A 26,587-nucleotide genomic window follows, 5' to 3' on the forward strand; every position below is an offset into this window, starting at 1 on the left:
TTACTTCGCGACGGTCGAAGAACCGTCTGCATGCCACTGGAAGACACCAAACTCAAATCCCTTCAAATCGCCTTTTTCGTCCCATTTCAGCGGCCCAATCACGGTATCAGCCCCGTGTGCTTTCAGATCTTTCACCAAGTCCAGCGGCTCTTTGCTACCGCTGCGATCCATTGCTGTCGCCAATGACTGGACGGCTGCATAAGTGATCCACACGTATGGTCCGGTTGGATCTTTCTTGTCAGCTTTGAGCGCATCGACGATAGCCTTATTCGCCGGATCCTGGTCATAGCGTTTTGGCATGGTTACCAGCATGCCTTCAGCAGCATCACCGGCGATGTTAGACAGCGACGCATTGCCGACGCCCTCAGGTCCCATAAACTGGGTTTTCAGTCCGACGGAACGCGCCTGGCGCAGCATTTGCCCCATTTCCGGGTAGTAGCCGCCGTAATAAACAAAGTCGATATTTTCTTTTTTCAGGCGAGCGATCAGCGCAGAAAAATCTTTTTCCCCGGCGGTGATACCGTCAAAGAAAACGATATTGGCTTTGCCCGCTTTCAGGCTGTCCTGCACCGAACGCGCCAGACCTTCACCGTATTGCTGTTTATCGTGAATGATGGCGATACGCTGTGGCTTCACCTTCTCCAGAATGTATTTCGCGGCGGTCGGCCCCTGAGAGGAGTCCAGGCCCGCTGTACGCATAATGTGAGCGTAACCGCGCTGGGTCAGTTCCGGGTTTGTGGCACCCGGAGAAATCATCAGAATGCCTTCATCTTCATAGATATCTGATGCGGGCTGCGTGGAAGATGAGCACAGATGTCCAATAACGTACTGAATGCCGTCATTGACGATTTTGTTCGCTACCGCAACGGCCTGTTTCGGATCGCAGGCGTCGTCATATTCCACAGCAACCAGTTTGTCGCCTTTGACCCCGCCTTTGGCATTGATATCTTTAATGGCCTGACGTGCGCCATTAAATTCCATATCGCCCCACTGCGCGACCGGACCTGACATCGCGCCGACAACAGCGACCTTGATATCTTCCGCCATGACCGCGTGTGACATTGCCAGTGCTATCACCCCTGCGATGATTGTTTTCGCATTCCGTTTCATTACCTGAATCCCCATTCGTGACGTAATTAATATTTTGTATTTATGTGGTTAAAAAGCAGCCTGTGCTTTTTTTGAACTGCACTATTTTTACCAGTCTCATTAATGGTTTAGCGCAGTTTTTTAAGCAAAATCAGGCTAAAATCTCTATTTTTCAGTCGATTAAGAAAAGATAATATTCTGCTTTTCACTATAGATAAACAAAAAAAAGCACGTTTGTCAGCATAAAATAACGGCACAAAGAGCCGAATAAAATGCTGCATTCCAGGGTATTATTCTGCCTGTTTTTCAATCTCTACGGTTTCAAACTGTCATTACCGTTGTTACAAAATTATTAATCTGGTTATTCACATAAAAAAGAGAAAGCATCCGGGCGAATTATTTCGGTACACTCATTCCATCTTTTGTGATTTGGACATGCTGTTAATGAAGCTGACCATCGTTCGTTTAGATAACTTTAGCGACCAGGACCAGATTGATCTGGGCAAAATCTGGCCGGAATATTCCGCCTCATCGTTAAGCGTAGATGAAACGCACCGGATCTACGCCGCACGCTTTAACGAGCGTCTGTTAGGCGCAGTTCGCGTAACCCTGAGCGGCACGCAAGGTGCATTAGATTCATTGCGCGTACGCGATATCACCCGCCGTCGCGGTGTCGGGCAGTATTTGATCGAAGAAGTCATCCGGGAAAACCCTGACGTGAGTTCATGGTGGATGGCCGACGTCGGCGTTGAAGACCGCAGCGTGATGGCCGCGTTTATGCAGGCGTTAGGGTTTACAGCCCAGGAGAATGGCTGGGAAAAAAGATAAAAAAGCCGGATGGCGCTGACGCTTATCCGGCCTACATGCTGGGAGCAAAAAATAAAAAACCATCTCGCAATTTTCCAAGAATTTCACGTTGCAGGAAGGCGGCAAGTTATGAAGTCCCCGGGAGCTTACATAAGTAAGTGACCGGGGTTGAATAACGTAGCCAACGCATCTGCAGGGCGAAAGGCGCCAGGAAAATTATTTGGCGTCGGTCGCCGTCCCGTTTGCATGCCAGTCAAACACGCCGAATTCGAAGCCTTTCAGATCGCCCTTCGCATCCCATGACAGCGGCCCCATTACGGTTTCCACTGAGTTTGCTTTCAGGTATTTGGCAATTTCAGCCGGGTCGTCAGACTGGTTCAGACCTGCCTGCAAGGATTGCAGCGCGGCGTAGGTGGTCCATACGAATGCGCCGCTCGGATCCTGTTTCTTGGCTTTTATCGCGTCCACGATCGGTTTGTTCGCCGGAACCTGATCGTAGTTCTTCGGTTTCGTTACCAGTAAGCCTTCTGCAGACTCACCCGCGATGTTAGACAACGACACGTTCGCTACCCCTTCTGGCCCCATAAACTGGGTTTTCAGACCCGCAGCGCGTGCCTGGCGCAGAATCTGTCCCATTTCCGGGTGGTAACCACCGTAGTAAACGAAATCGATATTCTCTTTCTTCAGACGCGCCACCAGCGTAGAGAAATCTTTCTCGCCAGCGGTGATCCCGTCGAAGAACACCACGTCAGCGTTGGCTTTCTTGAGGTTGTCCTGCACGGAACGCGCCAGGCCTTCGCCGTACTGTTGTTTGTCGTGAACGATCGCAATGCGCTTCGGCTTCACTTTTTCAACGATATATTTGGCAGCGGTTGGTCCCTGATCGGAATCCAGACCGGTGGTACGCATCACCAGGTTATAGCCGCGCGCGGTCAGCTCAGGCGCCGTTGCCGCTGGGGTGATCATCAGAATGCCTTCGTCTTCATAGATATCTGACGCAGGCTGAGTGGAAGACGAGCACAGGTGGCCGATAACATATTTAATCCCGTCGTTGACCACTTTGTTAGCTACCGCTACCGCTTGTTTCGGGTCACAGGCATCGTCATATTTCACCATGACCAGTTTGTCGCCTTTCACGCCGCCTTTGGCGTTGATATCTGCAATAGCCTGCTCTGCGCCAGTAAATTCCTGATCGCCATACTGCGCTACCGGACCGGACATCGCGCCGACGACGGCAACTTTAATATCCTTAGCAAACGCCATATTGCTCAAAGACAGGGCGATACATCCTGCCAATAACGCTTTACCCTTCATATTCATCCTGACAATCCCCATTATTGTGGTTATTACGTGTGTTGTGATGTTGTTGTTCAGCACTTTATTTCGATTATTGGATAGCCACCCGTGCTTTAGCAGCATACTCTGCTAAAACATACCCGATTTTTATTATTTTGGAATAGCTAAATTTGACATGCAGATAACAACTTGATGACAAAAAGCATAAACGCCAGGAGAGAGGAGGAGAGATAAAAACAAAAAACCCCGGATTTTCATCCAGGGGTTATCAGCATTTCCAGGTCGGCTGGAAGATTACGCTTCGATCGCCGCGCGCAGTTTTTTCATGGCGTTCTTTTCAAGCTGACGAACACGTTCAGCGGAAACGCCGTAGCGATCGGCCAGTTCCTGCAACGTCGACTTGTTGTCTTCGTCCAGCCAACGGGCACGAATGATGTCCTGGCTACGCTCGTCCAGACCTTCCATTGCGTGGGTCAGTTTGTTCGCGGCCTGATCTTCCCAGTTATCTTCTTCAATGCCGTCGGCAAAGTTAGAAGATTTATCCTGCAGATACAGCACCGGGGCCATCGGCTGGCTGTCAGACTCATCGTCTGAAGACATGTCAAACGTCATGTCCTGTGCCGCCATACGGGACTCCATTTCGCGCACGTCTTTGCTGGAAACACCCAGCTCGCGAGCAACCATTTCAACTTCGTCCTGGTTAAACCAGCCCAGACGCTGTTTGGTTTTACGCAGGTTAAAGAACAGCTTACGCTGTGCTTTGGTGGTCGCGACTTTAACGATACGCCAGTTACGCAGAACGTATTCGTGGATCTCAGCTTTGATCCAATGCACGGCGAAGGAAACCAGGCGCACACCCACTTCCGGGTTGAAACGGCGCACAGCTTTCATCAGGCCGATATTACCTTCCTGAATCAGATCCGCCTGCGGCAGGCCATAGCCCGCATAATTACGAGCAACATGAACAACAAAGCGCAGGTGAGACAGGATCAGCGTTTTAGCTGCTTCCAGATCGCCCTGGTAATGCAGCTTTTCAGCCAGTGCCCGCTCCTCGTCAGCCGACAACATCGGCCACGCGTTCGCAGCCCGGATGTAAGATTCCAGGTTACCAACAGGGGCTAAAGCTAAATTTTGCATTTCTTTGGTCATTCAAATCCTCTCAATCTTTTCATCTGGCGCATTGGCTAAAAACTAATTAACAAAAACCAGTAGCAACAACCATGCCAGAGCTTATGAGCAACGAGAATATCATTCAATCTTCTATCAGACAGTGATTTTATCCACAAGTTCCATGTCGTAATGTGTATAGATTACGCACAAAATGTGACATCACAATGAATACGCCGGGAAGAGATCACAGGGACTCTTTCCCTGCAGAGCGAACTACTCAGTGCAGGGAAAGATTATACCAGAGATTTTTTAATCGGGGGTAAAGTGGCGTAAATGTTGAACTGTGGCAAGCCAGGCTGCCACCCAGCCAATCATTGAGCACACCAGCAGCAATAACAGGCACTCGTCGAATGATAAGCCATTGATATCAAACTTGGTTCCAAATACCTGCGCCACCTCAGTCACCGCTGACGACAGACGCATCACCAAAATTTCTGACAAAATCAGTGAAAGAAATGCACCGGAAAAACCGAGCAGTGCACCGCCGTAGAGGAACGGACGCAGGATAAATCCATCCGTCGCGCCAATCAGTTTCTGCACGTTAATGGTATCGCGACGCGCAAAAATACTCAGCCGCACGCTGTTACCGATGACGAGGAAGACCGCCGCCACCATCAGCACGCCGATCATCGCGGAAACGCGCCCGACAAGGCCCGTCAGCGCCGCCAGGCGAGCGAACCAGCTGTCATCCATTCGCACTTCATCAATACCGTTGATTTGTGCGATGCGGTCACGCAGCGTGTTCAGCGACTCCGTCCCCTGGAAGTCCAGTTTCGGGATAACAACCGCCACGGCCGGAAGCGGGTTCTCTTCCAGCATATCCAGCGCGCCGCCAAAGCCAGACCAGTTGCGGAATTCACCCAGCGCGTCGTCACGGGAAAGATAATTCACTTTCTCCACGCCCTGCTCGGCCTGCAACTGACCAACCACCCGCGCCGCCGCATCATCATCCAGCGTTTTTTGCAGGTAAACGGTGATCTGCGGAGACGGATAATACTGGCTTGCCGCATGGTTTACGTTCTTATAAACCATGTAGCACACGCTTGGCAGCGTCAGGGAGATGGCAATGACCATCACCGTCAGAAACGTCGCCAGCGGCTTGCTTTTCAGGTCCTGTAACGCGCCCTGAAACGCATAACGTACCTGCTCGTTAAAGACATTAGTTTTACGCGAATTCGGCTTTGGCGCGGCTTTCGCACGCTTTGGCGCGTTGCGACCGCCGTCACCCGGCGCACCGCCCGATTTACGAAAGCGATCCAGTCGGCCACCGAACTGTTTGATTTGGTTAATAGCGTCACGTCTATTCATGCGCCAGGCCTCCATGCAGATGTCCATCGCTCAGAACCATTTGGCGATAGGAGCGACGGGAGATCAGGCCAATATCGTGCGTGGCCATTAATACCGTGACCCCGACGCGGTTAAACTCTTCGAACAGGCGAAGGATCCCTTCTGACAGCGCGTCATCCAGGTTCCCCGTTGGTTCATCCGCCAGCAGCACCGCAGGTTTGTTCACCACCGCGCGGGCGATGCCGACGCGTTGTTGTTCACCGCCGGAGAGCTGAATCGGGAAGTTTTTCGCTTTGTCCAACAGCCCGACCTTATCCAGCGCCGCTGACACGCGACGACGAATATCGTCCCCGCTGGCGCCCGCGATGATCAGCGGGATTGCCACATTGTCAAACACGGTTCTGTCCATCAACAGGTGGTGATCCTGAAAAATCATGCCAATCTGACGACGCAGAAACGGCACTTCACGGTTTTTCAAACGGCTGATGTCATGCCCGCTAAAGTAGATTTTCCCGGCGCTGGGCCGTTCAATTCCACAAATCAGCTTCAGCAGGGTACTTTTCCCCGCGCCGGAGTGGCCGGTCAGAAACGCCATCTCGCCAGGCTGCATATGGAAGGTCACTCCCTGCAGCGCTTGTCTCCCACCGAGATAGGCCTTGCTGACATGTTCAAAGCGAATCATTGTTAATCCTCTCGGGCAAAAAGTGCCTCTATAAAATCGTCCGCTTTAAACGGACGTAAATCCTCGATACGTTCGCCCACACCGATATAGCGGATAGGGATGCCAAACTGATCGGCTACCGAGAAGATAACCCCGCCCTTCGCCGTACCGTCCAGCTTGGTCAGGGTGATACCGGTTAAGCCCACCGCTTCATGGAACAGTTTGGCCTGGCTTATCGCATTCTGCCCGGTGCTGGCGTCGATAGTCAGCATAACTTCATGCGGCGCATCTTCGTCCAGCTTCTTCATGACGCGAACGATTTTTTTCAATTCTTCCATCAGGTGCGATTTATTCTGCAAACGCCCTGCGGTATCAGCGATCAGCACGTCTACGTTACGCGCCTTCGCCGCCTGGATGGCATCAAAGATAACGGACGCGGAATCCGCGCCAGTATGCTGAGCAATCACCGGGATGTTGTTACGCTGACCCCAAACCTGCAGCTGTTCTACCGCCGCCGCACGGAAAGTATCACCTGCCGCCAGCATTACCGATTTACCCTGCTGCTCAAACTGACGCGCCAGCTTACCAATAGTGGTGGTTTTGCCCACGCCGTTGACGCCAACCATTAAGATAACAAATGGTGTTTTGCCATCAACGTTCAGCGGTTCGTCAACCTTCGCCAGAATCTCGCCCATCTCTTCTTTCAACAGACCGTACAGCGCTTCCGCATCTTTAAGCTGCTTACGGCTGGCGCCTTCCGTCAGATTCGCAATGATCTTGCGGGTCGTTTCTACACCCACATCAGCGATCAGCAGCTGCTCTTCCAGCTCTTCAAACAGATCATCGTCGATTTTTTTACCACGGAACAGACTGATAAATCCGGAACCGAGGTTTTCTTTTGTTTTCAGCAGGCTGCGTTTCAGGCGCGCAAAGAAACCTTCTTTGGTTGGTTTTTCCTGCTCCTGGACCGCCTCTTCTTCTACCGGTTCTTCTACAGCAGGTTCTTCTACCGGCACCACCATAACCGCTTCTTCAGCAGCCTCAGCGGCCAGCGCCTGTGCTTCCAGCTCTTCGTCGGTCAGCTGCGGTTCGTTTTCAGCTTCTTCTTCAGCCGCCTCAACGATTTCCACGGTTTCCGCTTCGGCCTGCCACTCTTCGGCAGAAACTTCTTCAGTTTTCACCTCTTCCGGCAGCGGCAATTCTTCGCGTTCAATAACCACCGCTGCTGGCGTTTCCACTACAGTTTCAGCAACGGGTTCAGCAACCGGCTCAATCTCCGGCTGCGCTTGTTCGGCGACAGGTTCTTCTTCCGGCTGCAGTTTTTCGATTTCCGCAACCTGTTCAGTTACTTCAACGACTTCAGCTGCAAAGGCTTGCGTTTCAGCCTCGCTACGGGTTTCCTCGACGTGCGGCTGTTCGTCAACGACGGTAGTTTCTTCAGCAACCGGTTGTTGTTCTTCATTTTTTACTTCTGTCTCGTTTTCCGGTGCCTGCTCTTTTTGACCAAAGCCCAGCCAGGAAAAAAAGCCACGTTTTTTCTCTTTCGCCATTTGCGACTACACTCCCCCGCTGTTGCTTCATGGCACAGCGTCAACGCTATGTACATAGCAGCTAAAAAAATGATGAAATAGTCTATCACTTAACTTAACTCACATCACCGCCTGGAATGACACGTCAGCAGCGGATTGAGCAATAATTGAAATGAAAAAACCGAATCACTCTGGTAGCGGCCAGATCCGCATTATTGGCGGGCAATGGCGTGGCCGTAAACTCCCGGTTCCGGACAGCCCCGGCTTACGTCCGACCACCGACCGTGTGCGCGAAACGTTGTTTAACTGGCTGGCCCCGGTAATGGTCGATGCTCACTGTCTGGACTGCTTCGCCGGCAGCGGCGCGCTGGGGCTGGAAGCCCTCTCTCGCTATGCGGCAAATGCGACGCTTCTGGAGATGGATCGCGCGGTATCTCAGCAGCTACAAAAGAATCTCGCCACGCTGAAAGCCTCTCACGCCCGCGTCGTCAATACCAATACGCTGACATTTTTGGCTCAGGCAGGTACGCCGCATAACGTGGTATTTGTTGACCCGCCGTTTCGCAAAGGATTACTGGAAGAAACATTAACTCTTCTGGAAACTCATGGCTGGCTGGCAAATGAAGCGTATATTTACGTTGAAAGCGAAGTAGAAAACGGCTTACCGCCGGTTCCGGTGAACTGGTCGCTATACCGTGAGAAAGTCGCCGGACAGGTCGCCTATCGCCTGTACCAACGTGAAGCACAAGGAGAGCACGATGCTGATTAACCTGGGACGCCTGTTGATGCTGTGCGTCTGGGCATTTTTACTACTGAATATTTTCCAACCCTTTCCACGCCCGCTTAACATCTTCGTTAACGTCGCACTGATATTTATGGTGCTGATGCATGGCATGCAGTTGGCGCTGCTAAAAAGCACCATGCCTAAAGATGGCCCGCAAATGACCAACGGAGAGAAAATCCGTATTTTTCTGTTCGGCGTCTTTGAACTACTGGTGTGGCAGAAGAAGATTAAAGATCAGTTGAAGAAGTAGCTGTGATCTTTTCGCCCGGCGGCACGTTGCGGGCCGGGCTGGGCCTGCAACTCACCATCACGGTGGTAATATACCGTCCAGTTGATCTTTCAGTTTTGGAATATCTTTACTGGCTCTTGTTTTCCGCAGGTGTTTCACCTGCTCGCAAATCTCTTCGGTCCGGGTGTAATAGGTGCCAGACGTCGGGCCTGGACGCTCACATAAAACATAGTTAGTACCAAGAGGATAAAAAATGACAATAAAAGATAAAATATTGCCAATAACAAATCCTACACCCGCAACGTGGATACCGATGGTAAATGCCCTGTCGAAGAATTTGGGCGGCTGCATGCTTTTCGTAAAGGTCACGTAGGCAATACATAAAACAAAGAAAAAACCCACCGGAAACATCAGCAGCAGAGAAAATGAGCCCCAGAAAAAATAAACAATGCTTCTGGATTCAATAAGATCGGTAATGTCTGGCACACTGGCATAATAAAACCCCCAACTAATCCCTCCCACAAAAAGCATAAAAAGAAACAAACAACATCTTTTCTTAATGTTCTCCAGATTAATATTCATATCAATAAATTCCGCCGTAAAGGGAGTTTCTGTATCCCAGGCGTTGGGCGTTCCACTCTTCGATTCTTTGCCGTTCTTTAAGTCCCTCACGTATACACGCTATCAGTTTGTCTGATAGCTCATATTTTTTGTCCACTTCATTCAGAGACCAGGCAATAAATAGACCTAATGCAACAGCACCAACAATTCCCCCCCAAACTGGAACAGTCGCACTCGTTACAAAAAGAGAGACGCCCCAACGAATAACATTACCTGATAATCTTGAGACAAAAATACTCACAATCACCTTCGCCACATCCATCGTCACATTCCCCAGCAATGCGGCGACGTCATGTTCTGATTTAAAGGCCAGCTCAATCAACCGCCAGCATGCGGAAAACCAGATGCAGAATCTGGCCCCTGACATTATGCCATTTCGAAACCCGGCGCTGCCAATACCCACCTCAAGTACCTTAGGATGGTTAATCCGGTAACGGGTTCCGTTAAGAATGCGCCGCAGAGAAGGGTAGCCCGTAATCTTCACATACAGCTTTCCCTGATAAGCATATTGCGTTGCTTTAATCCCAAGGCCTTTTAAAGTGAAGACAATCTTTCCGGCCTGTTGATAAGAAAAAAGCTTCGACAGCTTTTTAGTCGCATCAGCCGCATCTTTGATATTACCTGCATAATTGGTCGAAAAACTGACAGATTTGCTGCCCAGCAAATCATCAATCACGCCCTGCGCCTCTTCAAGCGTTAGCAGTATAATGTGTTGTGTATTGCTATTCAGATTATTTTTCAGCGTTCTGATTTCGTTCTCAATACGCTGGTTACGTTGCCGGTTATTTCCTCTAAGAATATCTTCACGGTGATTCCCTATCCAGTCATAATACCTTTCCATCATTACTCCTTAATAAATTCCCTCATCCCAAAGGCTGTATGCACTGGTTCCCGCCATAATGTGATCCCAGGTAATTGACTCATAGGAAAGCTCAATGACTTCTTCTGGCTGACCCGCACTGTCATCGATAGTATGAGGCACCTGTAAATGGATGCTGGATATTCTGGCATTGATAAGTTTTATCGCGTAATAACACTCATTTAAACCCGCAGGACTCGTGCGATAGAAGCTAAATTCACAGTTCAATGTTTCATTGTCAGTTATGGCTTTCCCTAATAACGGCGAGGATTTATCTACTGGCTTTATAAACGTCAAACATTGATGGTTCACATTCTGTACCCGACTCATGCCATGATTCACTGTCATGACCATTATCTGATCACGGTGGGCCGTTTGTGATTTATTTCCTATCGAATTTACCGATGCACAACCAGCAGAAATCAATCCCTGCGCCTGCCCATTCAAGGTCAACCACATTGTATTCGCCATTTCAATTCCTTAGCCATTTTAATTACATGTTTATATTCATGCGACAACGTTGGAATAATAGGATAGTGAAAGGCGGATAGCAGAATGGTGATACAATCGATATTTTAGTCACACAAAAAAATATAATACCAACGTTATTTTCACAGAAGAATAAATAATAACTATATTTGAATAGTGTTATATATTTCAGTTGAATTTATTATCGGCACTGGCAAGATAAATACAGTGCCGATCGGCTTTATTGCCCATGCGTAAAATCAACAAATCGCGAACCTTTGTAACTCAGCGTGCCTTTATCCCCGACCGTTAACGCGTGGTACTGCTGGGCATCCAGATGAAACGTCTGCTCCATCCCCCCGTTTTGTGGCTTAAAGCTGGCTTCATAGCGCATGCTGGTTCCTGCCGGGCTTACTTCCTGCTGGCGGGATCGTCGATCGTTTAGCGGTTTTTCCCGTTTGTTACTTACCACCACCTGCTTTTGCACCAGCGGCGCCGCATCATTATCGGCTTTTTCTCGCCGCTGCTGAACAAAGCGAAACGACGCAGCGACAACGATTAAGACAATGATAACAATGAAAAAAAGTGGTGGTTTGCTCATATTATTAGCCCATCAGAAAATGCGGAAATAAGCATACATCGCCTGTTATGGTGTTGTCATCTGGCTGTGTCGACCTCTACACTGGACAGTAGAGCCGTGAGCACCCCGCTTACGAAAAAATAACGAATTCAAGGAACTAAGATGCTTTGGTCGTTTATCGCTGTCTGTCTTTCCGCATGGTTGTTCGTGGATGCTTCCTATCGTGGACCTGCCTGGCAACGCTGGGTCTTTAAGCCCCTGACGTTACTCCTGCTGGCACTGCTGGCCTGGCAGGCGCCAATGTTTAACGCTATCAGCTATCTGGTGCTGGCTGGCCTGCTTGCCTCGCTGCTGGGCGATGCGCTGACGCTGTTACCGCGCCAACGCCTGCTGTACGCCGTGGGGGCATTCTTCCTGTCGCATCTGCTTTATACCATTTACTTCGCCAGCCAAATGACGCTGTCGTTCTTCTGGCCTTTGCCGTTGGTGCTGGTAGTGCTGGGGGCGTTGCTGATCGCCGTGATCTGGACGCGTCTGGAAGAGCTGCGTGTCGCTATCTGCACCTTTATCGGCATCACGCTGATGATGGTCTGGATGGCCGGTGAGCTGTGGTTCTTCCGCCCGACCGCCCCGGCGCTGTCGGCATTTATGGGCGCATCCCTCCTGTTCATCGGCAACATTGTCTGGCTGGGTAGCCATTACCGTCGCCGCTTCCGCGCCGATAACGCCATTGCCGCCGCCTGCTACTTCGCCGGACATTTCCTGATTGTTCGTTCGTTGTATCTTTAAAACGCTTGACTCTGGAGTCGACTCCAGAGTGTATCCTCCGGTTAATACGAAATGATTATCAACCGGAGGATGCCATGTCGACACCCGATACCCGTGGCAACAAAGTTCCACAATTCTCTTCTTTCAAGCCTGCGCCTGCACCACAAAAGGCGGATGACTGCTGCTGCGAAGGAAGCTGCTCCACTACACCAACCGTATCCGATACCGTAATAGGCACCCGCTATTCCTGGAAAGTGGCAGGCATGGACTGCGCAGCTTGCGCCCGCAAAGTAGAGAATGCGGTCCGCCAGGTCAGCGGTGTCAACCAGGTCCAGGTTCTGTTCGCCACTGAAAAACTGGTGGTCGATGCCGGTTCCGATATCCGCCAGCAAGTTGAAAACGCGGTGCAAAAAGCAGGCTATACCCTGCGCGATGAGCACGCGACGGACGCCGCCCCCGAGTCACGTTTTAAAGAAAACCTGCCGCTGATTTCGCTGATTATCATGATGGCGATTAGCTGGGGGCTGGAGCAGTTCAATCATCCCTTCGGTCAGATAGCGTTTATCGCCACCACGCTGGTCGGTCTGTATCCCATTGCCCGTCAGGCCCTGCGTCTGATGAAAACCGGCAGCTACTTTGCCATTGAAACGCTGATGAGCGTCGCCGCCATTGGCGCACTGTTTATCGGCGCGACGGCGGAAGCCGCTATGGTGCTGCTGCTGTTTTTAATTGGCGAGCGTCTGGAAGGTTGGGCCGCCAGCCGCGCCCGTAAAGGGGTCAGCGCTCTGATGGCGCTCAAACCGGAAACCGCCACACGCTTGCGTAACGGCGAACGCGAAGAGGTGGCTATCAATACCCTCCGGCCTGGCGATGTTATTGAGGTTGCCGCGGGTGGGCGTTTACCTGCCGACGGCAAACTGGTCTCCGGCTTTGCCAGCTTTGATGAGAGCGCCCTGACCGGCGAATCGCTCCCGGTTGAACGCGCCACCGGCGAGAAAGTCCCGGCGGGTGCCACCAGCGTGGATCGTCTGGTAACGCTGGAAGTGCTCTCAGAACCGGGTGCCAGCGCGATTGACCGTATTCTGAAGCTGATTGAAGAAGCGGAAGAACGCCGCGCTCCCATTGAGCGCTTTATTGACCGTTTCAGCCGAATTTATACCCCAGCTATTATGGCGGTTGCGCTGCTGGTCACCCTCGTACCGCCACTGCTGTTTGCCGCATCCTGGCAGGAGTGGATTTATAAAGGGCTGACGCTGCTGCTGATTGGCTGCCCTTGTGCATTGGTGATTTCAACGCCCGCAGCCATTACCTCTGGTCTGGCCGCTGCGGCGCGTCGTGGGGCATTAATCAAAGGCGGAGCCGCGCTGGAACAGTTGGGTAGAGTCACGCAGGTGGCGTTTGATAAAACCGGCACCCTGACCGTCGGTAAACCACGCGTCACGGCGATTCATCCGGCAAGCGGTATTGGTGAGGCTGAATTGCTGGCACTGGCGGCAGCGGTAGAGCAAGGCGCGACACACCCGCTGGCACAAGCAATTGTTCGGGAAGCACAAACGCGCGAACTGACTATTCCTGTCGCAAAAGAGCAACGGGCGCTGGTTGGCTCTGGAATTGAAGCGCTGGTCAACGGCGAACGCGTACTGATTTGCGCCGCTGGTAAGCAGCCTGCCGACGCCTTTGCGGGGCAGATTAGCGAGCTGGAAAGCGCGGGCCAAACGGTGGTGTTGGTGCTGCGTAACGATACTGTACTCGGCGTACTGGCCCTACAGGACACGCTGCGCGATGACGCTCGCAGCGCCATCAGCGAGCTTAATCAGATTGGCGTGAAAGGCGTGATCCTGACCGGTGATAACCCGCGTGCGGCCGCCGCCATTGCCGGTGAACTGGGCCTCGAATTCAAAGCGGGACTCTTGCCGGAAGATAAGGTGCAGGCCGTTACCCATCTTAACCAACAGTCGCCGCTGGCGATGGTCGGCGACGGCATCAACGATGCCCCGGCAATGAAAGCGGCTACCATCGGCATTGCGATGGGAAGCGGGACCGACGTCGCGCTGGAAACCGCCGATGCAGCCCTGACCCACAACCGTCTGCGTGGTCTGGTGCAAATGATTCAGCTGGCGCGGGCCACCCACGCCAATATTCGCCAGAACATTGCGATTGCGCTGGGTCTGAAGGGGATTTTCCTCGTCACCACGCTGCTCGGGATAACCGGACTGTGGCTGGCGGTGCTGGCGGATACGGGGGCGACGGTGCTGGTGACCGCGAACGCGCTGCGGTTGTTGCGTAAAGGGTAGTGCCTGTTTCTCGCCTGATGGCGCTTCGCTTATCAGGCCTACAGATTACTCAGTCTTTATAGGCCGGAGAAGCGTTAGCGCCATCCGGCATAACAAGATTACTGGCCTTTGCGCACCAGATAGCGGTACGGCAGCGAGTCGGTCTCTTTGGCCACCAGCTCATGTTCCATAAAGGTACAGAAGCCAGGAATATCGCGGGTTGTTGCCGGATCGTCGGCGACAATCAGCAGCGTTTCACCGGCCTGCATGCCGCGTACGGTTTTACGTACCATCATTACCGGTTCCGGGCAGCGCAGCCCCTGGGCATCAAGAGTATGGTCGGGGGAAGTAAACAGGTCGCTCATCGTCGTCTCATTCATACAAAAACGGCGTTATTTTACGCTCTGTTGTGGCGTAAGCCAATCAGGTTAACGATTGCGTGAAAAACAACCATTGCAATGTGCTCTTAAAGCAGTATCATGCGACGGTTTTTTATTGGGTTCCCTCACCCCATCCAACAAAAAGGTCACAATATGACTCCGTTTACACAAACTCAGCGCGTAAAAGCGTTGTTCTGGCTATCGCTATTTCATCTGCTGGTGATCACCTCCAGCAACTATCTGGTGCAGCTTCCAATCTCCATTTTTGGTTTCCATACCACATGGGGCGCGTTTAGCTTTCCGTTTATTTTCCTCGCGACCGACCTGACCGTGCGTATTTTTGGCGCGCCGCTGGCTCGACGTATCATCTTTGCGGTTATGATCCCCGCGCTGCTGATCTCCTATGTCGTTTCATCACTGTTCTATATGGGATCGTGGCAAGGATTCGGCGCACTGCTGCACTTTAACCTGTTTGTCGCCCGTATCGCCGCCGCCAGCTTTATGGCCTACGCGCTGGGACAAATTCTGGATGTGCATGTCTTTAACCGCCTGCGTCAAAACCGTCGCTGGTGGCTGGCACCGACGGCGTCCACGCTGTTTGGCAATATCAGCGATACGTTGGCCTTCTTCTTTATCGCTTTCTGGCGTAGCCCGGATGCCTTTATGGCCGAGCACTGGATGGAAATCGCACTGGTCGATTACTGCTTCAAAGTGCTGATCAGCATTATTTTCTTCCTGCCAATGTATGGCGTGTTGCTGAATATGTTACTGAAAAGGCTGGCAGATAAATCTGAAATCTCTGCATTGCAGACGAGTTAAAGGTTCATTTTCCGAGTTGTGATAAGATGGACGAATGAGCCGTTATGGCCGTTTATCGAAAGGAAGAAGTCAATGCGCAATCTGGTTAAATATGTCGGTATTGGCCTGCTGGTTATGGGGCTTGCGGCCTGTGATAATAGCGATACAAAAGCGCCAGCCGAGGGTGCTGCCGCAGAAAGTAACGCCACCGGACAACCGGTCAGCCTGCTGGACGGCAAACTCAGTTTTTCCCTGCCAGCGGATATGACCGATCAGAGCGGCAAGCTGGGCACCCAGGCGAACAATATGCACGTATATTCTGACGCAACCGGCCAGAAAGCGGTGATTGTGATTGTTGGCGACAACACCAACGAAGATCTGGCCGTGCTGGCAAAACGTCTGGAAGATCAGCAGCGTAGCCGTGATCCGCAGCTGCAGGTCGTCACCAATAAATCTATTGAGCTGAAAGGCCACACGCTGCAGCAGTTAGACAGCATCATCTCGGCCAAAGGCCAGACCGCATACTCTTCCGTGGTGTTGGGTAAAGTGGACAACCAACTGCTGACGCTGCAAATCACGCTGCCTGCTGACGATCAGCAAAAAGCGCAGACTACCGCAGAAAACATCATTAACACGCTGGTTATCCAGTAACGGTTAAGACGATGACGCGGCCTCCGGTGACACCACCTGAGGCCGTTTTTTTAACCGCCAGGTCAGCAATAACGCCACCGCTACCAGCCCTGCCGCTGCCAGATAGATAACCGGCACACCCGCCCACGTCATGACCAGCCCGGCCAGCGGCCCGGTAACCCCCAGCGATAAATCCATAAACACCGTGTAGGTCGCCAGCGCAGCACCCTGATTTTGCTGAGGAACGGCTTTTACCGCCACCACGCCCAGCGCCGGGAAAACCAGTGAGAACCCAGCCCCGGCCAGCAGAACGCCGATTTTCGCCATCCACGGCATCGAAGCCATCCCGACCAGTAACAGCCCGACAATCTCGACGCTAAAGCAGATCATCGCCACATTCAGCCCGCCTAAACGGTTGATGCCATTTGGGAACAACAAACGAGTACCGACAAACGTGCAGCTAAAAAGCGTCAGCGCGAATGCGGCGCCATCCCAGCCTTTGGCATCATAGAACAAGGTAATGAAGGTAGCGATTACCCCAAATCCGGCGGAGGCCAGGGCCAGCGCCATACCATACAACCAGACGCGCCCAAGCACCGCGCGAAATGGCAACGGTTTGCCTTTGCTGGCCTTTACCGCCGGACGAGGGAGCGCCAGCAGGATTGCCAACAGTGCCACGCCCATCACGGTCAGTGCCAGCCCCTGTAAGCCACCCCAGGCATAAAACAGAACACCCAGCGGCGCGCCTATCGCCATCGCGCCATAGGTCACGATACCATTCCAGGAAATCACCCGTCCGATGTGCATTGAGCCAACCACCCCCACGCCCCACAGCGTAGAGCCGGTCCCGGCAAAGCTTTGCCCGATCCCGAGAATCACGCGCCCCAGACATAGCAGCAGCAGACTGGCCAACGGCCAGCCGTTCGTTGATCCCGCCAGTAAATAGCCCAGGCCACTTAAAAAGCAGCCGCACAGCCCAAATACCACAATCTTCTTTGGCCCCAGCAGATCGGCATAGCGACCGGCATGCGGACGGCTCAGCAGCGTAGCGAAATATTGCAGGCTGATGACCAGCCCAGCCCAGAAAGCGCTAAATCCCATTACATCATGGACGTAGCCAGGCAACACCGCGAGCGGCAGGCCGATGGTCAGGTAGCTGGCGAAGTTAAACATCACCACAGAAACAATTCGCAGGTTCAGGCGTAAACCGCTAAGCGTCGGTTCAGCGACGGGTTCGGGCATGGAGGGTCACCACGTTTTCACAACAGTGTTTCATTTCTACCATGTTGCAGAGCAGAAATCAGTAGCCAGTTTAGGAATATCAGTCGCAAGCCAGCCGCTACACTTAATGCAAAAACGCAAACAGGAAGAAGACATGATAACCACCCAGCCCGATAAAACGGGTTTGCACATTTTGCTCAAACTGGCCGCTCTGGTGGTGATCCTCGCAGGTATCCATGCTGCGGCAGATATCATTGTGCAGCTGCTGCTGGCCCTCTTTTTTGCCATTGTATTGAATCCACTGGTCACCTGGTTTATCCGCCGGGGAGTCGGTCGCCCAATCGCTATTACCTTAGTCGTGGTTGTGATGCTGATCGTTCTTACGGCGTTGGTTGGCGTGCTGGCGTCGTCAATCACTGAATTCATGGACCTGCTGCCAAAATACAATAAGGAGCTAACGCGCAAGGTTCTGTATTTGCAAGAGATGGTGCCTTTTCTGAATCTGCATATGTCCCCGGAACGTATACTGCAACGCATGGACTCTGACAAGCTGATGACCTTCACAACCACGCTGATGACGAGTCTTTCTGGTGCCATGGCCAGCGTCTTTCTGCTGGTGATGACGGTAGTTTTTATGCTGTTTGAGGTGCGTCATGTCCCCTATAAGATGCGTTTTGCGTTGAATAATCCGCAAATCCACATTGCGGGGCTACATCGAGCGCTGAAGGGTGTGTCACACTATCTGGCGCTGAAAACGCTGCTCAGCTTATGGACCGGTGCCATAATCTGGCTGGGACTGGCACTGATGGGGATTCAGTTTGCTCTGATGTGGGGCGTACTGGCATTCCTGTTAAACTACGTGCCCAACATTGGCTCGGTCATTTCCGCCGTCCCGCCCATGATCCAGGCACTGCTTTTTAATGGCATTTACGAATGTCTGTTGGTTGGCGCACTGTTTCTGGTGGTGCATATGGTGATTGGCAATATTCTCGAACCCCGAATGATGGGGCATCGGCTGGGATTATCGACGCTAATCGTCTTCCTCTCTCTGTTGGTATGGGGATGGCTGCTCGGTCCGGTCGGCATGTTGCTCTCCGTGCCGTTAACCAGCGTGTGTAAAATCTGGATGGAAACCACCAAAGGCGGCAGCAAACTGGCAATTTTGCTGGGGCCCGGCAGGCCCAAAAGCCGATTACCGGGATAAACTTGCAAACAGCATGTGAAGAATGATACACAACCCCATTATTACTAAAGGTTAGCCCTAATATGTACCGGATCGTTCTTGGGAAAGTTTCTGTTTTAAGCGCTGGTGCACTGCCTGCCGCACTGAGTGAGCAAGCGCCGCAAGGTGCTCACCGTGCGCGCTGGCTGGCCGGTCGCGTGCTGCTTTCCCATGCCCTTTCGCCATTACCGGACATCATCTATGGCGAGCAAGGAAAACCGGCCTTTTCTGCTGACACGCCGCTGTGGTTCAATCTCAGCCACAGCGGTGATGATATCGCCCTGCTGCTCAGCGACGAAGGGGAAGTCGGCTGCGATATAGAAGTCGTTCGCCCGCGCGATAACTGGCAAACGCTGGCAAATACGGTATTCAGTCTTGGTGAACATGCCGAAGTCGAGGCCGAACGCCCGGAGCAACAGCTGGCGGCGTTCTGGCGCATCTGGACGCGTAAAGAAGCTATCGTGAAACAGCGCGGCGGTAGCGCCTGGCAAATCGTCAGCGTCGACAGTACCGCGTTAACTTCCTCACTCTCCGTCAGCCAGTGCCAGCTCGATACCCTGAGCCTGGCGGTGTGCACCCCCACGCCGTTTACCCTGACCGCAGACGCCGTGCAGCGATTAGAAGCCTTAGCGTAAATTTTCCGGGAAGTTTTTCGGCAGTTCGCTCGCCGCACAGGCAATAACGTCATCATTGTTCACGCCGCAGTCACGTACGAAAGTGATGGTCGCGAACTCATCAATCACCTCGGTGGGATACGCCGGGCCGGCATCGCGGTACGACATCATCAGCGGAATATGGTCATTCTGGAAGCAGACCGTTTTTTCCGGATTATTGATCACCCAGCGAGGGAAAAAGATGGTGCCGTGAAAGAGTTTGTCACCCAGGTTTACGATCAGACTGACGTCGGTCCCGGTCGGTTCGGTCCACGAAATTTTATAAACGCTCTCCCCCACCCGCACAATATAGGCCCGCTGATCTTTCACCCAACGATTCCCCACAATACCGCTGTGAATGCGGTAATCCAGCGTAGTGTCGTTTTTCACGTAGATCTCGTAATTCCAGCCATTATCGTAGGTATAGACCAGATGTTTGCCGACAAATCCGCTTAAATCATGTTTATCAAACGCGCTCATATTCGTTCTCCTCTTACTTGATGCGAGGATCTTAACGCTTCAAAAATTGGATGAATAATGCTATGTTTTCATCAAATTCATTCAATTATTAGATGAGTTATGCACAAAACAACCCTCGAGCAGTGGGCCCTATTGGAGAAAGTGGTGGAGCTGGGCAGCTTCGCTAAAGCGGCGGAAGAGACCAACCGTAGCCAGTCTTCGGTAAGCTATAATCTGGCACTGTTACAGGAGCGACTTGGCGTAACGCTGCTGACCCCGGAAGGCCGCAGGGCTGTCCTGACCCCGGCCGGAGAGCTATTGCTCAATCAGGTCAAACCGTTACTGAAGGCCTTTTTATGGGTGGAAACCCGGGCCGCAACGTTACAAAACGGTACGCGAACGCGTCTGGATTTGATGGTAGATAGTATCTTCCCACGCAAACGCCTGTTTGCCATTCTCAAACAGTTTCAGCAGGCCTGGCCGCAAACGCAGGTGCGTCTGACCGAAGTCCTGGAGAATGGTGATTCTCGACTGGCAGCACATGCCGATGCGGACGTAATGGTCCTGACCCGGCGTCAGGATGTCACCGGACGCGGCGAATGGCTGATGAATATTGACTTCGTGGCCGTGGCCCACCGCGATCACCCACTCTGCATGCTGGATGCGCCGCTGAATGAAGACGCATTACGCGCCTGGCCGCTGATTCGCATTGCCGATCGCGACAACCCACAACAACCGGTGCGCGATGCCTGGACCTTCTCGACCATTGATGCCGCGATTGATGCGGTGATGTATCAGGTCGGTTACGGCTGGCTGCCCGAGGAACGTATTCAGACGCAACTTGATCAGGGGCTTTTACGCCCACTGCCGTTAAGCCATGGTGCTCGCCGCGCCACGCCTTTGCATCTGATCGTTAAAGATACGCTTGCCCCGCTGGATGAACAGGTCAGTACTCTGCTGCGTTTATTGCGAGAGCATTAACCTTTTCCCCGGATGCCGGACGTGTGTTACAAAATACGCTATTCCCCTTACTCCCTGTGCGCCAACGCGCCACATGAAAGGTTAACTGCAGATGCAACGAGTCACCATTACCCTCGATGACGATTTACTGGAAACGCTCGACGGCCTGAGTCAGCGCCGTGGCTACAACAACCGTTCCGAAGCGATCCGCGATATTCTGCGTGGCGCACTGGCGCAGGAAACTACCCTTGAACACGGCACTCAGGGCTTCGCGGTGCTCTCGTATGTTTATGAGCATGAGAAGCGTGATCTGGCCAGCCGTATTGTTTCTACCCAACACCACCACCACGATTTATCGGTCGCCACGCTGCACGTGCACATCAACCATGACGACTGCCTGGAAATCGCCGTGCTAAAAGGCGACATGGGCGATGTACAGCATTTTGCCGATGACGTGATTTCCCAGCGCGGCGTGCGCCACGGCCATCTACAGTGCCTGCCGAAAGAAGAGTAATTGCCTGTTTCGTTGCGGGATGCCGGATGGCGGCTACGCCTTATCCGGCCTACGTCCGTTACCGTTTGTAGGCCAGGCAAGCGAAGCACCCCCGGCAATAATGATTACGCCATCGTACCAATCGTCTTTCTGAAACGCAGCAGTGCTATCAGGAAGAACGCGCTGCCAATCGCCAGCAGCGTCAGAAACTGCGGCCAGACAATGCTAAACCCGGCTCCGCGATAAAGTATCGCCTGCGCGAGACTGACGAAATGGGTAGTCGGCATGGTCAGCATAATGTCCTGCACCGCCTGCGGCATGCTTTCACGCGGTGTGGAGCCACCTGAAAGCATCTGTAACGGCAGCAGCACCAGAATCATCAGCAGCCCCAGCTGCGGCATGGAGCGCGCTAGCGTGCCCATAAAAATGCCGATCGAGGTGGTGGCGAACAGGCTCAGCGCCACGCCCAGCATAAACAACGGTATCGAACCTTCAATCGGCACCCCGAGCACGCCTTTTACCATCAGCATCAGCGACAGACCGGAAACCACCAGCACCACCAACCCCATCGACCAGATTTTTGCCATCATGATCTCAAACGGCGTCACCGGCATCACCAGCAGATGTTCAATGGTCCCGTGCTCGCGTTCGCGGATCAACGCCGAACCGGTCAGCACAATCGCCAACATAGTGATGTTGTTGATAATCGCCATCACCGCGCCAAAGCGGGCGGGTTCCAGATTAGGGTTAAAGCGCATGCGCATTTCCAGCGCCACCGGCGGCTCATTGTTATCGCGGTAACGCGCCACAAAGCTGTTCACCTCGCCGCTGATGATATTCTGGATATAGCTGTTGCCGGTAAACGCCTGGCTCATGCGCGTGGCATCGACGTTAACCTGTATATCCGGTTGTCGTCCGGCCAGCACATCACGCTGAAAATCAGGCGGAATGTTTACGGCGAAGGTATAGCGCCCGGCGTCCAGCCCGGCATCCATTTCATCGGCAGTGATCATCTCCGGCGGTAAAAACCACGGGCGATAAAAGCTGTTCACAATCCGATTCGACAACTGCGACTGGTCCATATCGGCAATAGCAATCGGTGCCAGATGCAGCGAACCCGGCAGGACGGTCGCGGAAGAATAAACCGAAATCGTGAAGGCGAAGACGATCAGCGTCAGCATCGCTTTGTCACCCAGCAGGCTGCGCAACTCTTTGATGCCGAGGTTATAAATATTGCGTAATCGGCGCATCACCCCTCCTGTTTTTTCAGCAGTAATACGCTCAGACCAATCACCACCGGAATGGCTACCGCCAGCGGAATAAACAGCTGCCAGAGATCGGTCAGATCCAACGCTTTAGAGAACGTTCCACGCGCGATGGTCAGAAAATGGCTGGTCGGATAAATTTCACCAATCCACCGACCCGGCCCTTCCAGCGAGGCAACTGGATCGATCATTCCGGAAAACTGCGTCGCCGGGATCAGCGTAATAATCGCCGTACCAAAAATGGCCGCGATCTGGCTTTTCATAAACGTGGAGATTAACAGCCCCAGCCCGGTGGCAATGGTGACGTACAGCAGCGCAGCCAGCGTCAGGGTCACAAAGCTCCCCTTATGCGGAACGCCGAATACAAACACCGACAGCGCGCACAACAGCAGGAAATTCAGCATGCCCAGCACGATGTACGGCAACTGTTTGCCGAGTAAAAACTCGCTGCGGGTCGTGGGCGTAACGTACAGATTGATAATCGACCCCAGCTCTTTCTCACGCACCACGCTGAGGGCGCTGAGCATGGAAGGGATCATCATCAACAGCAGTGGGATCACTGCCGGAACAATCGCCGGTAGACTCTTCACATCCGGGTTGTAACGATAGCGAGTTTCAATGGTCATCAGCCCGTTTTGCCCGCTGGCATTTGGCTGGCGCGCCATCACATCCTGCAGCCAGGTCTGGTGCATCGCCTGCACGTAACCCCTGACCGTTTCAGCGCGGCTTGGCATTGCGCCATCGACCCAGACGCCAATCTTCACCGGCGTTCCACGCGCGATATCGCGGCCAAAATTTGGCGGAATTTCAATTGCTACCGCAACTTCACCTGAACGCATCCGTTTGTCCAGCTCGTCATAACTGGTGAGCGGCGGTTGTTCGATAAAATAGCGCGATCCCGCCAGATTCAGCGTCCACGCCTGGCTGCTGACGGTCTGGTCGCGGTCGAGCACCGAAAAACGCAGGTTTTCCACATCCATGCTGATGCCGTAGCCCATGATAAGCATCAGGATCACTGTGCCCATCAGCGCCAGCGTTGAACGTACCGGGTCACGTCGCAGCTCCAGCGCTTCACGACGGCTGTAGCTGAACAAGCGCCGCAGGCTAAAGCCTTGCCGCGGCGGCTTACTGTTTTCATGCACTGTCTGGACATTGGCTGGCGCTAACTGAGCTTCCGGCGCCGGGCCTGCCGCTTCCTGCAACCAGGAGATAAACGCCTCTTCCAGACTGGCAGCTCCACGCTGTTTCACCAGCTCCTGCGGCGTACCGCTGGCCAGTACTTTTCCGGCGTGCATCAGCGACATGCGGTCGCAGCGCTCCGCTTCGTTCATAAAGTGGGTGGAGATAAAAATGGTCACTTTGTCCTGGCGCGACAGATCAACCATCAGTTGCCAGAACATATCCCTCGCTACCGGATCGACCCCGGAGGTCGGTTCATCAAGGATGAGCATCTCCGGGCGATGGATCACCGCCACCGCCAGCGACAGGCGTTGACGGATCCCCAACGGCAGCGCACCGGGCAGCGCATCTTCGACATCGGTCAGCGAAAAGCGCTCACTCATCTCCTGCACCCGCCCAGGGATTTCTGCTTCGGGGATATGGAACAGCCGCGCATGTAGTTCGAGGTTTTGCCGGACGGTCAGCTCGCTGTAGAGCGAAAATGCCTGCGACATATAGCCTACCCGGCGGCGGGTATCGATATTCTTCGGATCAACCGCTTGTCCAAACAGCCACGCCTCGCCTTCGCTTGCGGGCAGCAGTCCGGTGAGCATTTTCATGGTGGTGGATTTACCGCAGCCGTTGGAGCCGAGAAAACCGAAGATTTCCCCGCGCGGAATGCGGAAGTTAACGTGGTCCACCGCCACAAATTTACCGAAGCGCATGGTCAGGTTTTTCGCCTCGATGGCAATCTCTTCCTGCTCAGCGTGATACGGCGGGATCACTACCGGTTTATGCGCCTGGCGCTGGGCTTCAGGTAACAGCGCGATAAACGCCTGCTCCAGCGTGTTGCTGTTGGTTTGCTCACGTAGCTGCTGCGCGCTCCCGGTAGCTAACACCTCCCCGGCGTTCATCGCCACCAGCCAGTCAAAGCGCTCGGCTTCTTCCATATAAGCGGTCGCAACCAGCACGCTCATGTTGGTCTGCCGCTGGCGAATGCTGTTAATCAGATCCCAGAACTGGGCGCGGGACAGCGGGTCGACCCCGGTGGTGGGTTCATCGAGAATTAACAGTTCCGGGTCGTGGATTAACGCGCAGCACAGCCCCAGCTTTTGCTTCATCCCGCCCGAGAGCTTCCCGGCAGGACGGTCGCGAAACGGTGCCAGTCCGGTGCTATTCAGCAGCTCGGTAATCCGCGCCTCACGCTCCGCTTTGTCATGCCCAAACAGGCGGGCAAAGAAATCGACGTTCTCATATACCGACAGCGTGTGATACAGGTTTTTCCCCAGCCCCTGCGGCATCCAGGCAATGCGCGGGCAGACATCCCGGCGATGTTTTGGGTCGCGCATATCGCCGCCCAGCACCATCACGTTGCCGTGTTCAATAACCCGTGCGCCGGAGATGAGCGATAGCAGGCTCGATTTTCCGACGCCGTCCGGGCCAATCAGCCCCACCATACAGCGGGCAGGGATATCCAGCGTGATATTGTTCAGCGCTACCGTTTTCCCGTAATGCTGACTCACGCCGTCAAGGTGCGCCACGGGAGGAACGGGAACCAGCGCCAGATGCGTCATTGCGGCAACCTCACCACCAGGTCGTCAGGCCAGGCGCGACTTTCATCAACACGCACCCACGCCATGCCCGGCAGACCGGTTTTCACGTACTCCAAATGCTGCTGTAACAGCTCTGGCGGGATACGCGCTTTGACGCGAAACATCAGTTTCAGCCGTTCATCGCTGGTTTCGACCGTTTTCGGCGTGAACTGCGCGACGCTAGCCACAAAGCTGATGGTCGCCGGAATACGCAGATCCGGCGCAGCATCCAGCACCAGCCGCGCTTCTCCGCCAATCTTCAGTAAACCAGCCTGTTCGGTTGGCAAGAAGAACGTCATGTAGACATCGCTGAGATCGACCATATTCAGCACGCGACCGCCTGCGGAAAGCACCTCGCCCGGTTCAGCTACGCGGTACTGTACGCGGCCATCGCGCGGGGCTTTCAACTCGCTGTCATCAATATCAGCCGCAATACGACGTTCGGTAGCCTGCGCGGCTTCTACGCGGGTTTGCGCCTGAATGATGCTGGTACGAGCGGCTTCAATTGCCGCTTTGGCCGCAGAGACCTGCGCCTTTGCCGACTCCAGCGCGGCACGTGCGCTTTCTGCCGCGGCCCGATCGTCATCCAGTTGTTGCTCGGACACCGCCCCTCGCTGGGATAGCGAACGGGAACGCACGTGACGTTTAGAGACCGACTGCAGTTCCGCCTCACGCTGTTTTACCACCGACTGCGCGGCGCGCATTTCACTTTGCCGCTGCTCTAACAACGCCCGCGCTGCCGCCACCGCACTTTCGGCCTCTTTGATTTGGGCTACCGCTTCCAGCCGCTGCTCCTGCAGCACGCGGGTATCCATTTTCGCCAGCACTTCGCCCTGGCGAACGAACTGCCCTTCCGACACGAGGATCGTGTCAATTCGCCCGGCAATCTTGGTGGCAATATCCACTTCGGTAGCTTCAATTCTGCCATTGCTGGCTGCAAACCCCTCCGGTATTCCCGCAGGGCGCAGCATCCACCAGGCTATCGCGGCCACCACGACCAGAATGCCCGCCACCCACCACATCATATGACGTTTAAACTTATCCATATTCGACCCGCCGTAATCCCTGTTATCAAACGATGCGTGTCACAAAGCCCACTGAACAGCTATTCAGCGGGAGATTCCATCCGGGATAAGAAGGAATGAGAAACAATGGCCAGAGAGCAGACAGGCATGTAAGCAACCTGCGCCGCGAAGGAAGTGAATGATGAAAATGCTGTGATATCGGGTAGTAATGTTGTCATCATCAGCGTTCCTGGCCGGAAATGAAACACGCATACTCATTACTGCTGTCTATTGAATACTAACACCTGGATTCAATATGTCTATTCGGTTG

27 protein-coding genes and 1 pseudogene are annotated in these 26,587 nt (G+C 53.4%); 12 read left to right on the forward strand and 16 right to left on the reverse strand.

Annotated elements, in window-relative coordinates:
• The gene (gene livK / locus OGX90_RS16810) at nt 1–1,110 is read right to left on the reverse strand and encodes a high-affinity branched-chain amino acid ABC transporter substrate-binding protein LivK (protein ID WP_003023433.1); all 1,110 of its coding nucleotides are present in this window, start codon (nt 1,108–1,110) and stop codon (nt 1–3) included.
• 423 nt (nt 1,111–1,533) lie between these two features.
• Between livK and panM the strand changes: the two genes are divergently transcribed.
• Nucleotides 1,534–1,917, forward strand: coding sequence for an aspartate 1-decarboxylase autocleavage activator PanM (gene panM / locus OGX90_RS16815; RefSeq protein ID WP_003827573.1), 384 nt, complete (start codon nt 1,534–1,536; stop codon nt 1,915–1,917).
• Nucleotides 1,902–2,029, forward strand: a pseudogene (locus OGX90_RS23925) (hypothetical protein). Before panM ends, OGX90_RS23925 begins: the two are co-directional and overlap by 16 nt.
• An 83-nt stretch (nt 2,030–2,112) precedes the next feature.
• Here the strand turns inward: OGX90_RS23925 and livJ are convergent.
• The 5 genes from livJ to ftsY all read right to left on the reverse strand — a co-directional run bounded on the left by livJ (nt 2,113) and on the right by ftsY (nt 7,860).
• Nucleotides 2,113–3,216, reverse strand: a complete 1,104-nt coding sequence (gene livJ, locus OGX90_RS16820) for a branched chain amino acid ABC transporter substrate-binding protein LivJ (RefSeq protein ID WP_139153507.1) — start codon at nt 3,214–3,216, stop codon at nt 2,113–2,115.
• A 270-nt stretch (nt 3,217–3,486) separates the two neighbouring features.
• On the reverse strand, nt 3,487–4,341 hold the full coding sequence (rpoH, locus tag OGX90_RS16825; protein WP_003023425.1) for an RNA polymerase sigma factor RpoH: 855 nt from the start codon (nt 4,339–4,341) through the stop codon (nt 3,487–3,489).
• Between the two features lie 270 nt (nt 4,342–4,611).
• A complete protein-coding gene (gene ftsX, locus OGX90_RS16830) occupies nt 4,612–5,670 on the reverse strand; it encodes a permease-like cell division protein FtsX (protein WP_003837835.1) in 1,059 nt (352 codons plus the stop codon).
• On the reverse strand, nt 5,663–6,331 hold the full coding sequence (gene ftsE / locus OGX90_RS16835; protein WP_003023420.1) for a cell division ATP-binding protein FtsE: 669 nt from the start codon (nt 6,329–6,331) through the stop codon (nt 5,663–5,665). Before ftsE ends, ftsX begins: the two co-directional genes overlap by 8 nt.
• 2 nt (nt 6,332–6,333) lie before the next feature.
• Nucleotides 6,334–7,860 carry a signal recognition particle-docking protein FtsY gene (gene ftsY / locus OGX90_RS16840; RefSeq protein ID WP_234691895.1) on the reverse strand — a complete coding sequence of 509 codons (1,527 nt, stop codon included), beginning with the start codon at nt 7,858–7,860 and terminating at the stop codon, nt 6,334–6,336.
• Between the two features lie 151 nt (nt 7,861–8,011).
• Between ftsY and rsmD the strand changes: the two genes are divergently transcribed.
• Together rsmD and OGX90_RS16850 are read left to right on the forward strand one after the other, a co-directional pair.
• A complete protein-coding gene (gene rsmD / locus OGX90_RS16845; RefSeq protein WP_032945257.1) occupies nt 8,012–8,608 on the forward strand; it encodes a 16S rRNA (guanine(966)-N(2))-methyltransferase in 597 nt (198 codons plus the stop codon).
• Nucleotides 8,598–8,873, forward strand: coding sequence for a DUF1145 family protein (locus tag OGX90_RS16850; RefSeq protein WP_003023415.1), 276 nt, complete (start codon nt 8,598–8,600; stop codon nt 8,871–8,873). The genes rsmD and OGX90_RS16850 overlap by 11 nt, the downstream gene beginning before the upstream one ends.
• A gap of 57 nt (nt 8,874–8,930) precedes the next feature.
• Here OGX90_RS16850 and OGX90_RS16855 read toward each other — a convergent pair whose 3' ends face one another.
• The 4 genes from OGX90_RS16855 to OGX90_RS16870 form a co-directional block, all read right to left on the reverse strand.
• Nucleotides 8,931–9,434 carry a DUF1240 domain-containing protein gene (locus tag OGX90_RS16855; RefSeq protein ID WP_234691896.1) on the reverse strand — a complete coding sequence of 168 codons (504 nt, stop codon included), beginning with the start codon at nt 9,432–9,434 and terminating at the stop codon, nt 8,931–8,933.
• Nucleotide 9,435: 1 nt separating this feature from the next.
• A complete protein-coding gene (locus tag OGX90_RS16860) occupies nt 9,436–10,314 on the reverse strand; it encodes a hypothetical protein (protein WP_286624342.1) in 879 nt (292 codons plus the stop codon).
• Nucleotides 10,315–10,323: 9 nt separating this feature from the next.
• Entirely contained in the window at nt 10,324–10,803 is a 480-nt protein-coding gene (locus OGX90_RS16865; RefSeq protein ID WP_234691899.1) for an Hcp family type VI secretion system effector, read from the reverse strand.
• Between the two features lie 238 nt (nt 10,804–11,041).
• Nucleotides 11,042–11,401, reverse strand: a complete 360-nt coding sequence (locus OGX90_RS16870; RefSeq protein ID WP_234691900.1) for a DUF2500 domain-containing protein — start codon at nt 11,399–11,401, stop codon at nt 11,042–11,044.
• Nucleotides 11,402–11,542: 141 nt separating this feature from the next.
• Here OGX90_RS16870 and OGX90_RS16875 point away from each other — a divergent pair, with 141 nt between their 5' ends.
• Both OGX90_RS16875 and zntA read left to right on the forward strand, forming a co-directional pair.
• A complete protein-coding gene (locus OGX90_RS16875; protein ID WP_003827558.1) occupies nt 11,543–12,169 on the forward strand; it encodes a lysoplasmalogenase in 627 nt (208 codons plus the stop codon).
• A 74-nt stretch (nt 12,170–12,243) separates the two neighbouring features.
• Nucleotides 12,244–14,442 (forward strand): Zn(II)/Cd(II)/Pb(II) translocating P-type ATPase ZntA, encoded by a 2,199-nt coding sequence (zntA, locus tag OGX90_RS16880; protein WP_234691901.1) that lies wholly within the window; start codon nt 12,244–12,246, stop codon nt 14,440–14,442.
• 98 nt (nt 14,443–14,540) lie between these two features.
• Here the strand turns inward: zntA and tusA are convergent, their stop codons facing one another.
• Nucleotides 14,541–14,786: a sulfurtransferase TusA gene (gene tusA / locus OGX90_RS16885; RefSeq protein WP_003827551.1), complete on the reverse strand. Its 246-nt coding sequence runs from the start codon at nt 14,784–14,786 to the stop codon at nt 14,541–14,543.
• Nucleotides 14,787–14,954: 168 nt separating this feature from the next.
• On the opposite strand from tusA, the gene OGX90_RS16890 reads away from it, so the two are divergent.
• Together OGX90_RS16890 and OGX90_RS16895 are read left to right on the forward strand one after the other, a co-directional pair.
• Nucleotides 14,955–15,620 (forward strand): 7-cyano-7-deazaguanine/7-aminomethyl-7-deazaguanine transporter, encoded by a 666-nt coding sequence (locus OGX90_RS16890; protein WP_003827549.1) that lies wholly within the window; start codon nt 14,955–14,957, stop codon nt 15,618–15,620.
• Nucleotides 15,621–15,692: 72 nt separating this feature from the next.
• Complete coding sequence (locus OGX90_RS16895; RefSeq protein WP_003827547.1) at nt 15,693–16,250, forward strand: DcrB family lipoprotein; 558 nt, start codon at nt 15,693–15,695, stop codon at nt 16,248–16,250.
• Between the two features lie 3 nt (nt 16,251–16,253).
• On the opposite strand, the gene OGX90_RS16900 is transcribed toward OGX90_RS16895, so the two are convergent.
• Nucleotides 16,254–17,471, reverse strand: a complete 1,218-nt coding sequence (locus OGX90_RS16900; RefSeq protein ID WP_003827545.1) for an MFS transporter — start codon at nt 17,469–17,471, stop codon at nt 16,254–16,256.
• Nucleotides 17,472–17,604: 133 nt separating this feature from the next.
• Here OGX90_RS16900 and OGX90_RS16905 point away from each other — a divergent pair, with 133 nt between their 5' ends.
• Both OGX90_RS16905 and acpT read left to right on the forward strand, forming a co-directional pair.
• The gene (locus OGX90_RS16905) at nt 17,605–18,654 is read left to right on the forward strand and encodes an AI-2E family transporter (RefSeq protein WP_079934309.1); all 1,050 of its coding nucleotides are present in this window, start codon (nt 17,605–17,607) and stop codon (nt 18,652–18,654) included.
• A gap of 62 nt (nt 18,655–18,716) precedes the next feature.
• Entirely contained in the window at nt 18,717–19,307 is a 591-nt protein-coding gene (gene acpT, locus OGX90_RS16910) for a 4'-phosphopantetheinyl transferase AcpT (protein WP_137378278.1), read from the forward strand.
• On the opposite strand, the gene OGX90_RS16915 is transcribed toward acpT, so the two are convergent.
• Nucleotides 19,299–19,805 carry a phenolic acid decarboxylase gene (locus OGX90_RS16915; protein ID WP_234691902.1) on the reverse strand — a complete coding sequence of 169 codons (507 nt, stop codon included), beginning with the start codon at nt 19,803–19,805 and terminating at the stop codon, nt 19,299–19,301. The genes acpT and OGX90_RS16915 overlap by 9 nt on opposite strands.
• A gap of 99 nt (nt 19,806–19,904) precedes the next feature.
• Between OGX90_RS16915 and OGX90_RS16920 the strand changes: the two genes are divergently transcribed.
• Nucleotides 19,905–20,765 (forward strand): LysR family transcriptional regulator, encoded by an 861-nt coding sequence (locus OGX90_RS16920; protein ID WP_234691903.1) that lies wholly within the window; start codon nt 19,905–19,907, stop codon nt 20,763–20,765.
• Between the two features lie 91 nt (nt 20,766–20,856).
• The gene (nikR, locus tag OGX90_RS16930; RefSeq protein ID WP_003827507.1) at nt 20,857–21,258 is read left to right on the forward strand and encodes a nickel-responsive transcriptional regulator NikR; all 402 of its coding nucleotides are present in this window, start codon (nt 20,857–20,859) and stop codon (nt 21,256–21,258) included.
• A 104-nt stretch (nt 21,259–21,362) separates the two neighbouring features.
• On the opposite strand, the gene OGX90_RS16935 is transcribed toward nikR, so the two are convergent.
• Genes OGX90_RS16935 through OGX90_RS16945 form a run of 3 tightly spaced genes read right to left on the reverse strand, consistent with a single transcriptional unit; the run spans nt 21,363 to nt 26,298 of the window.
• On the reverse strand, nt 21,363–22,487 hold the full coding sequence (locus OGX90_RS16935) for an ABC transporter permease (protein WP_020996068.1): 1,125 nt from the start codon (nt 22,485–22,487) through the stop codon (nt 21,363–21,365).
• Entirely contained in the window at nt 22,487–25,234 is a 2,748-nt protein-coding gene (gene rbbA, locus OGX90_RS16940; protein ID WP_103284611.1) for a ribosome-associated ATPase/putative transporter RbbA, read from the reverse strand. The genes OGX90_RS16935 and rbbA overlap by 1 nt, the downstream gene beginning before the upstream one ends.
• Entirely contained in the window at nt 25,231–26,298 is a 1,068-nt protein-coding gene (locus tag OGX90_RS16945; RefSeq protein ID WP_003827499.1) for an HlyD family secretion protein, read from the reverse strand. The genes rbbA and OGX90_RS16945 overlap by 4 nt, the downstream gene beginning before the upstream one ends.
• Nucleotides 26,299–26,587: the final 289 nt, after the last annotated feature.

This window comes from Citrobacter sp. Cpo012, from assembly GCF_030333015.1.
Lineage (GTDB): Bacteria > Pseudomonadota > Gammaproteobacteria > Enterobacterales > Enterobacteriaceae > Citrobacter > Citrobacter portucalensis.

Bases quoted from the DNA above. Each gene is read 5' to 3' on its own strand.
- livK (WP_003023433.1), bottom strand. From the start codon at position 1,110: ATGAAACGGAATGCGAAAACAATCATCGCAGGGGTGATAGCACTGGCA.
- panM (WP_003827573.1), top strand. From the start codon at position 1,534: ATGAAGCTGACCATCGTTCGTTTAGATAACTTTAGCGACCAGGACCAG.
- livJ (WP_139153507.1), bottom strand. From the start codon at position 3,216: ATGAATATGAAGGGTAAAGCGTTATTGGCAGGATGTATCGCCCTGTCT.
- rpoH (WP_003023425.1), bottom strand. From the start codon at position 4,341: ATGACCAAAGAAATGCAAAATTTAGCTTTAGCCCCTGTTGGTAACCTG.
- ftsX (WP_003837835.1), bottom strand. From the start codon at position 5,670: ATGAATAGACGTGACGCTATTAACCAAATCAAACAGTTCGGTGGCCGA.
- ftsE (WP_003023420.1), bottom strand. From the start codon at position 6,331: ATGATTCGCTTTGAACATGTCAGCAAGGCCTATCTCGGTGGGAGACAA.
- ftsY (WP_234691895.1), bottom strand. From the start codon at position 7,860: ATGGCGAAAGAGAAAAAACGTGGCTTTTTTTCCTGGCTGGGCTTTGGT.
- rsmD (WP_032945257.1), top strand. From the start codon at position 8,012: ATGAAAAAACCGAATCACTCTGGTAGCGGCCAGATCCGCATTATTGGC.
- OGX90_RS16850 (WP_003023415.1), top strand. From the start codon at position 8,598: ATGCTGATTAACCTGGGACGCCTGTTGATGCTGTGCGTCTGGGCATTT.
- OGX90_RS16855 (WP_234691896.1), bottom strand. From the start codon at position 9,434: ATGAATATTAATCTGGAGAACATTAAGAAAAGATGTTGTTTGTTTCTT.
- OGX90_RS16860 (WP_286624342.1), bottom strand. From the start codon at position 10,314: ATGGAAAGGTATTATGACTGGATAGGGAATCACCGTGAAGATATTCTT.
- OGX90_RS16865 (WP_234691899.1), bottom strand. From the start codon at position 10,803: ATGGCGAATACAATGTGGTTGACCTTGAATGGGCAGGCGCAGGGATTG.
- OGX90_RS16870 (WP_234691900.1), bottom strand. From the start codon at position 11,401: ATGAGCAAACCACCACTTTTTTTCATTGTTATCATTGTCTTAATCGTT.
- OGX90_RS16875 (WP_003827558.1), top strand. From the start codon at position 11,543: ATGCTTTGGTCGTTTATCGCTGTCTGTCTTTCCGCATGGTTGTTCGTG.
- zntA (WP_234691901.1), top strand. From the start codon at position 12,244: ATGTCGACACCCGATACCCGTGGCAACAAAGTTCCACAATTCTCTTCT.
- tusA (WP_003827551.1), bottom strand. From the start codon at position 14,786: ATGAGCGACCTGTTTACTTCCCCCGACCATACTCTTGATGCCCAGGGG.
- OGX90_RS16890 (WP_003827549.1), top strand. From the start codon at position 14,955: ATGACTCCGTTTACACAAACTCAGCGCGTAAAAGCGTTGTTCTGGCTA.
- OGX90_RS16895 (WP_003827547.1), top strand. From the start codon at position 15,693: ATGCGCAATCTGGTTAAATATGTCGGTATTGGCCTGCTGGTTATGGGG.
- OGX90_RS16900 (WP_003827545.1), bottom strand. From the start codon at position 17,471: ATGCCCGAACCCGTCGCTGAACCGACGCTTAGCGGTTTACGCCTGAAC.
- OGX90_RS16905 (WP_079934309.1), top strand. From the start codon at position 17,605: ATGATAACCACCCAGCCCGATAAAACGGGTTTGCACATTTTGCTCAAA.
- acpT (WP_137378278.1), top strand. From the start codon at position 18,717: ATGTACCGGATCGTTCTTGGGAAAGTTTCTGTTTTAAGCGCTGGTGCA.
- OGX90_RS16915 (WP_234691902.1), bottom strand. From the start codon at position 19,805: ATGAGCGCGTTTGATAAACATGATTTAAGCGGATTTGTCGGCAAACAT.
- OGX90_RS16920 (WP_234691903.1), top strand. From the start codon at position 19,905: ATGCACAAAACAACCCTCGAGCAGTGGGCCCTATTGGAGAAAGTGGTG.
- nikR (WP_003827507.1), top strand. From the start codon at position 20,857: ATGCAACGAGTCACCATTACCCTCGATGACGATTTACTGGAAACGCTC.
- OGX90_RS16935 (WP_020996068.1), bottom strand. From the start codon at position 22,487: ATGCGCCGATTACGCAATATTTATAACCTCGGCATCAAAGAGTTGCGC.
- rbbA (WP_103284611.1), bottom strand. From the start codon at position 25,234: ATGACGCATCTGGCGCTGGTTCCCGTTCCTCCCGTGGCGCACCTTGAC.
- OGX90_RS16945 (WP_003827499.1), bottom strand. From the start codon at position 26,298: ATGGATAAGTTTAAACGTCATATGATGTGGTGGGTGGCGGGCATTCTG.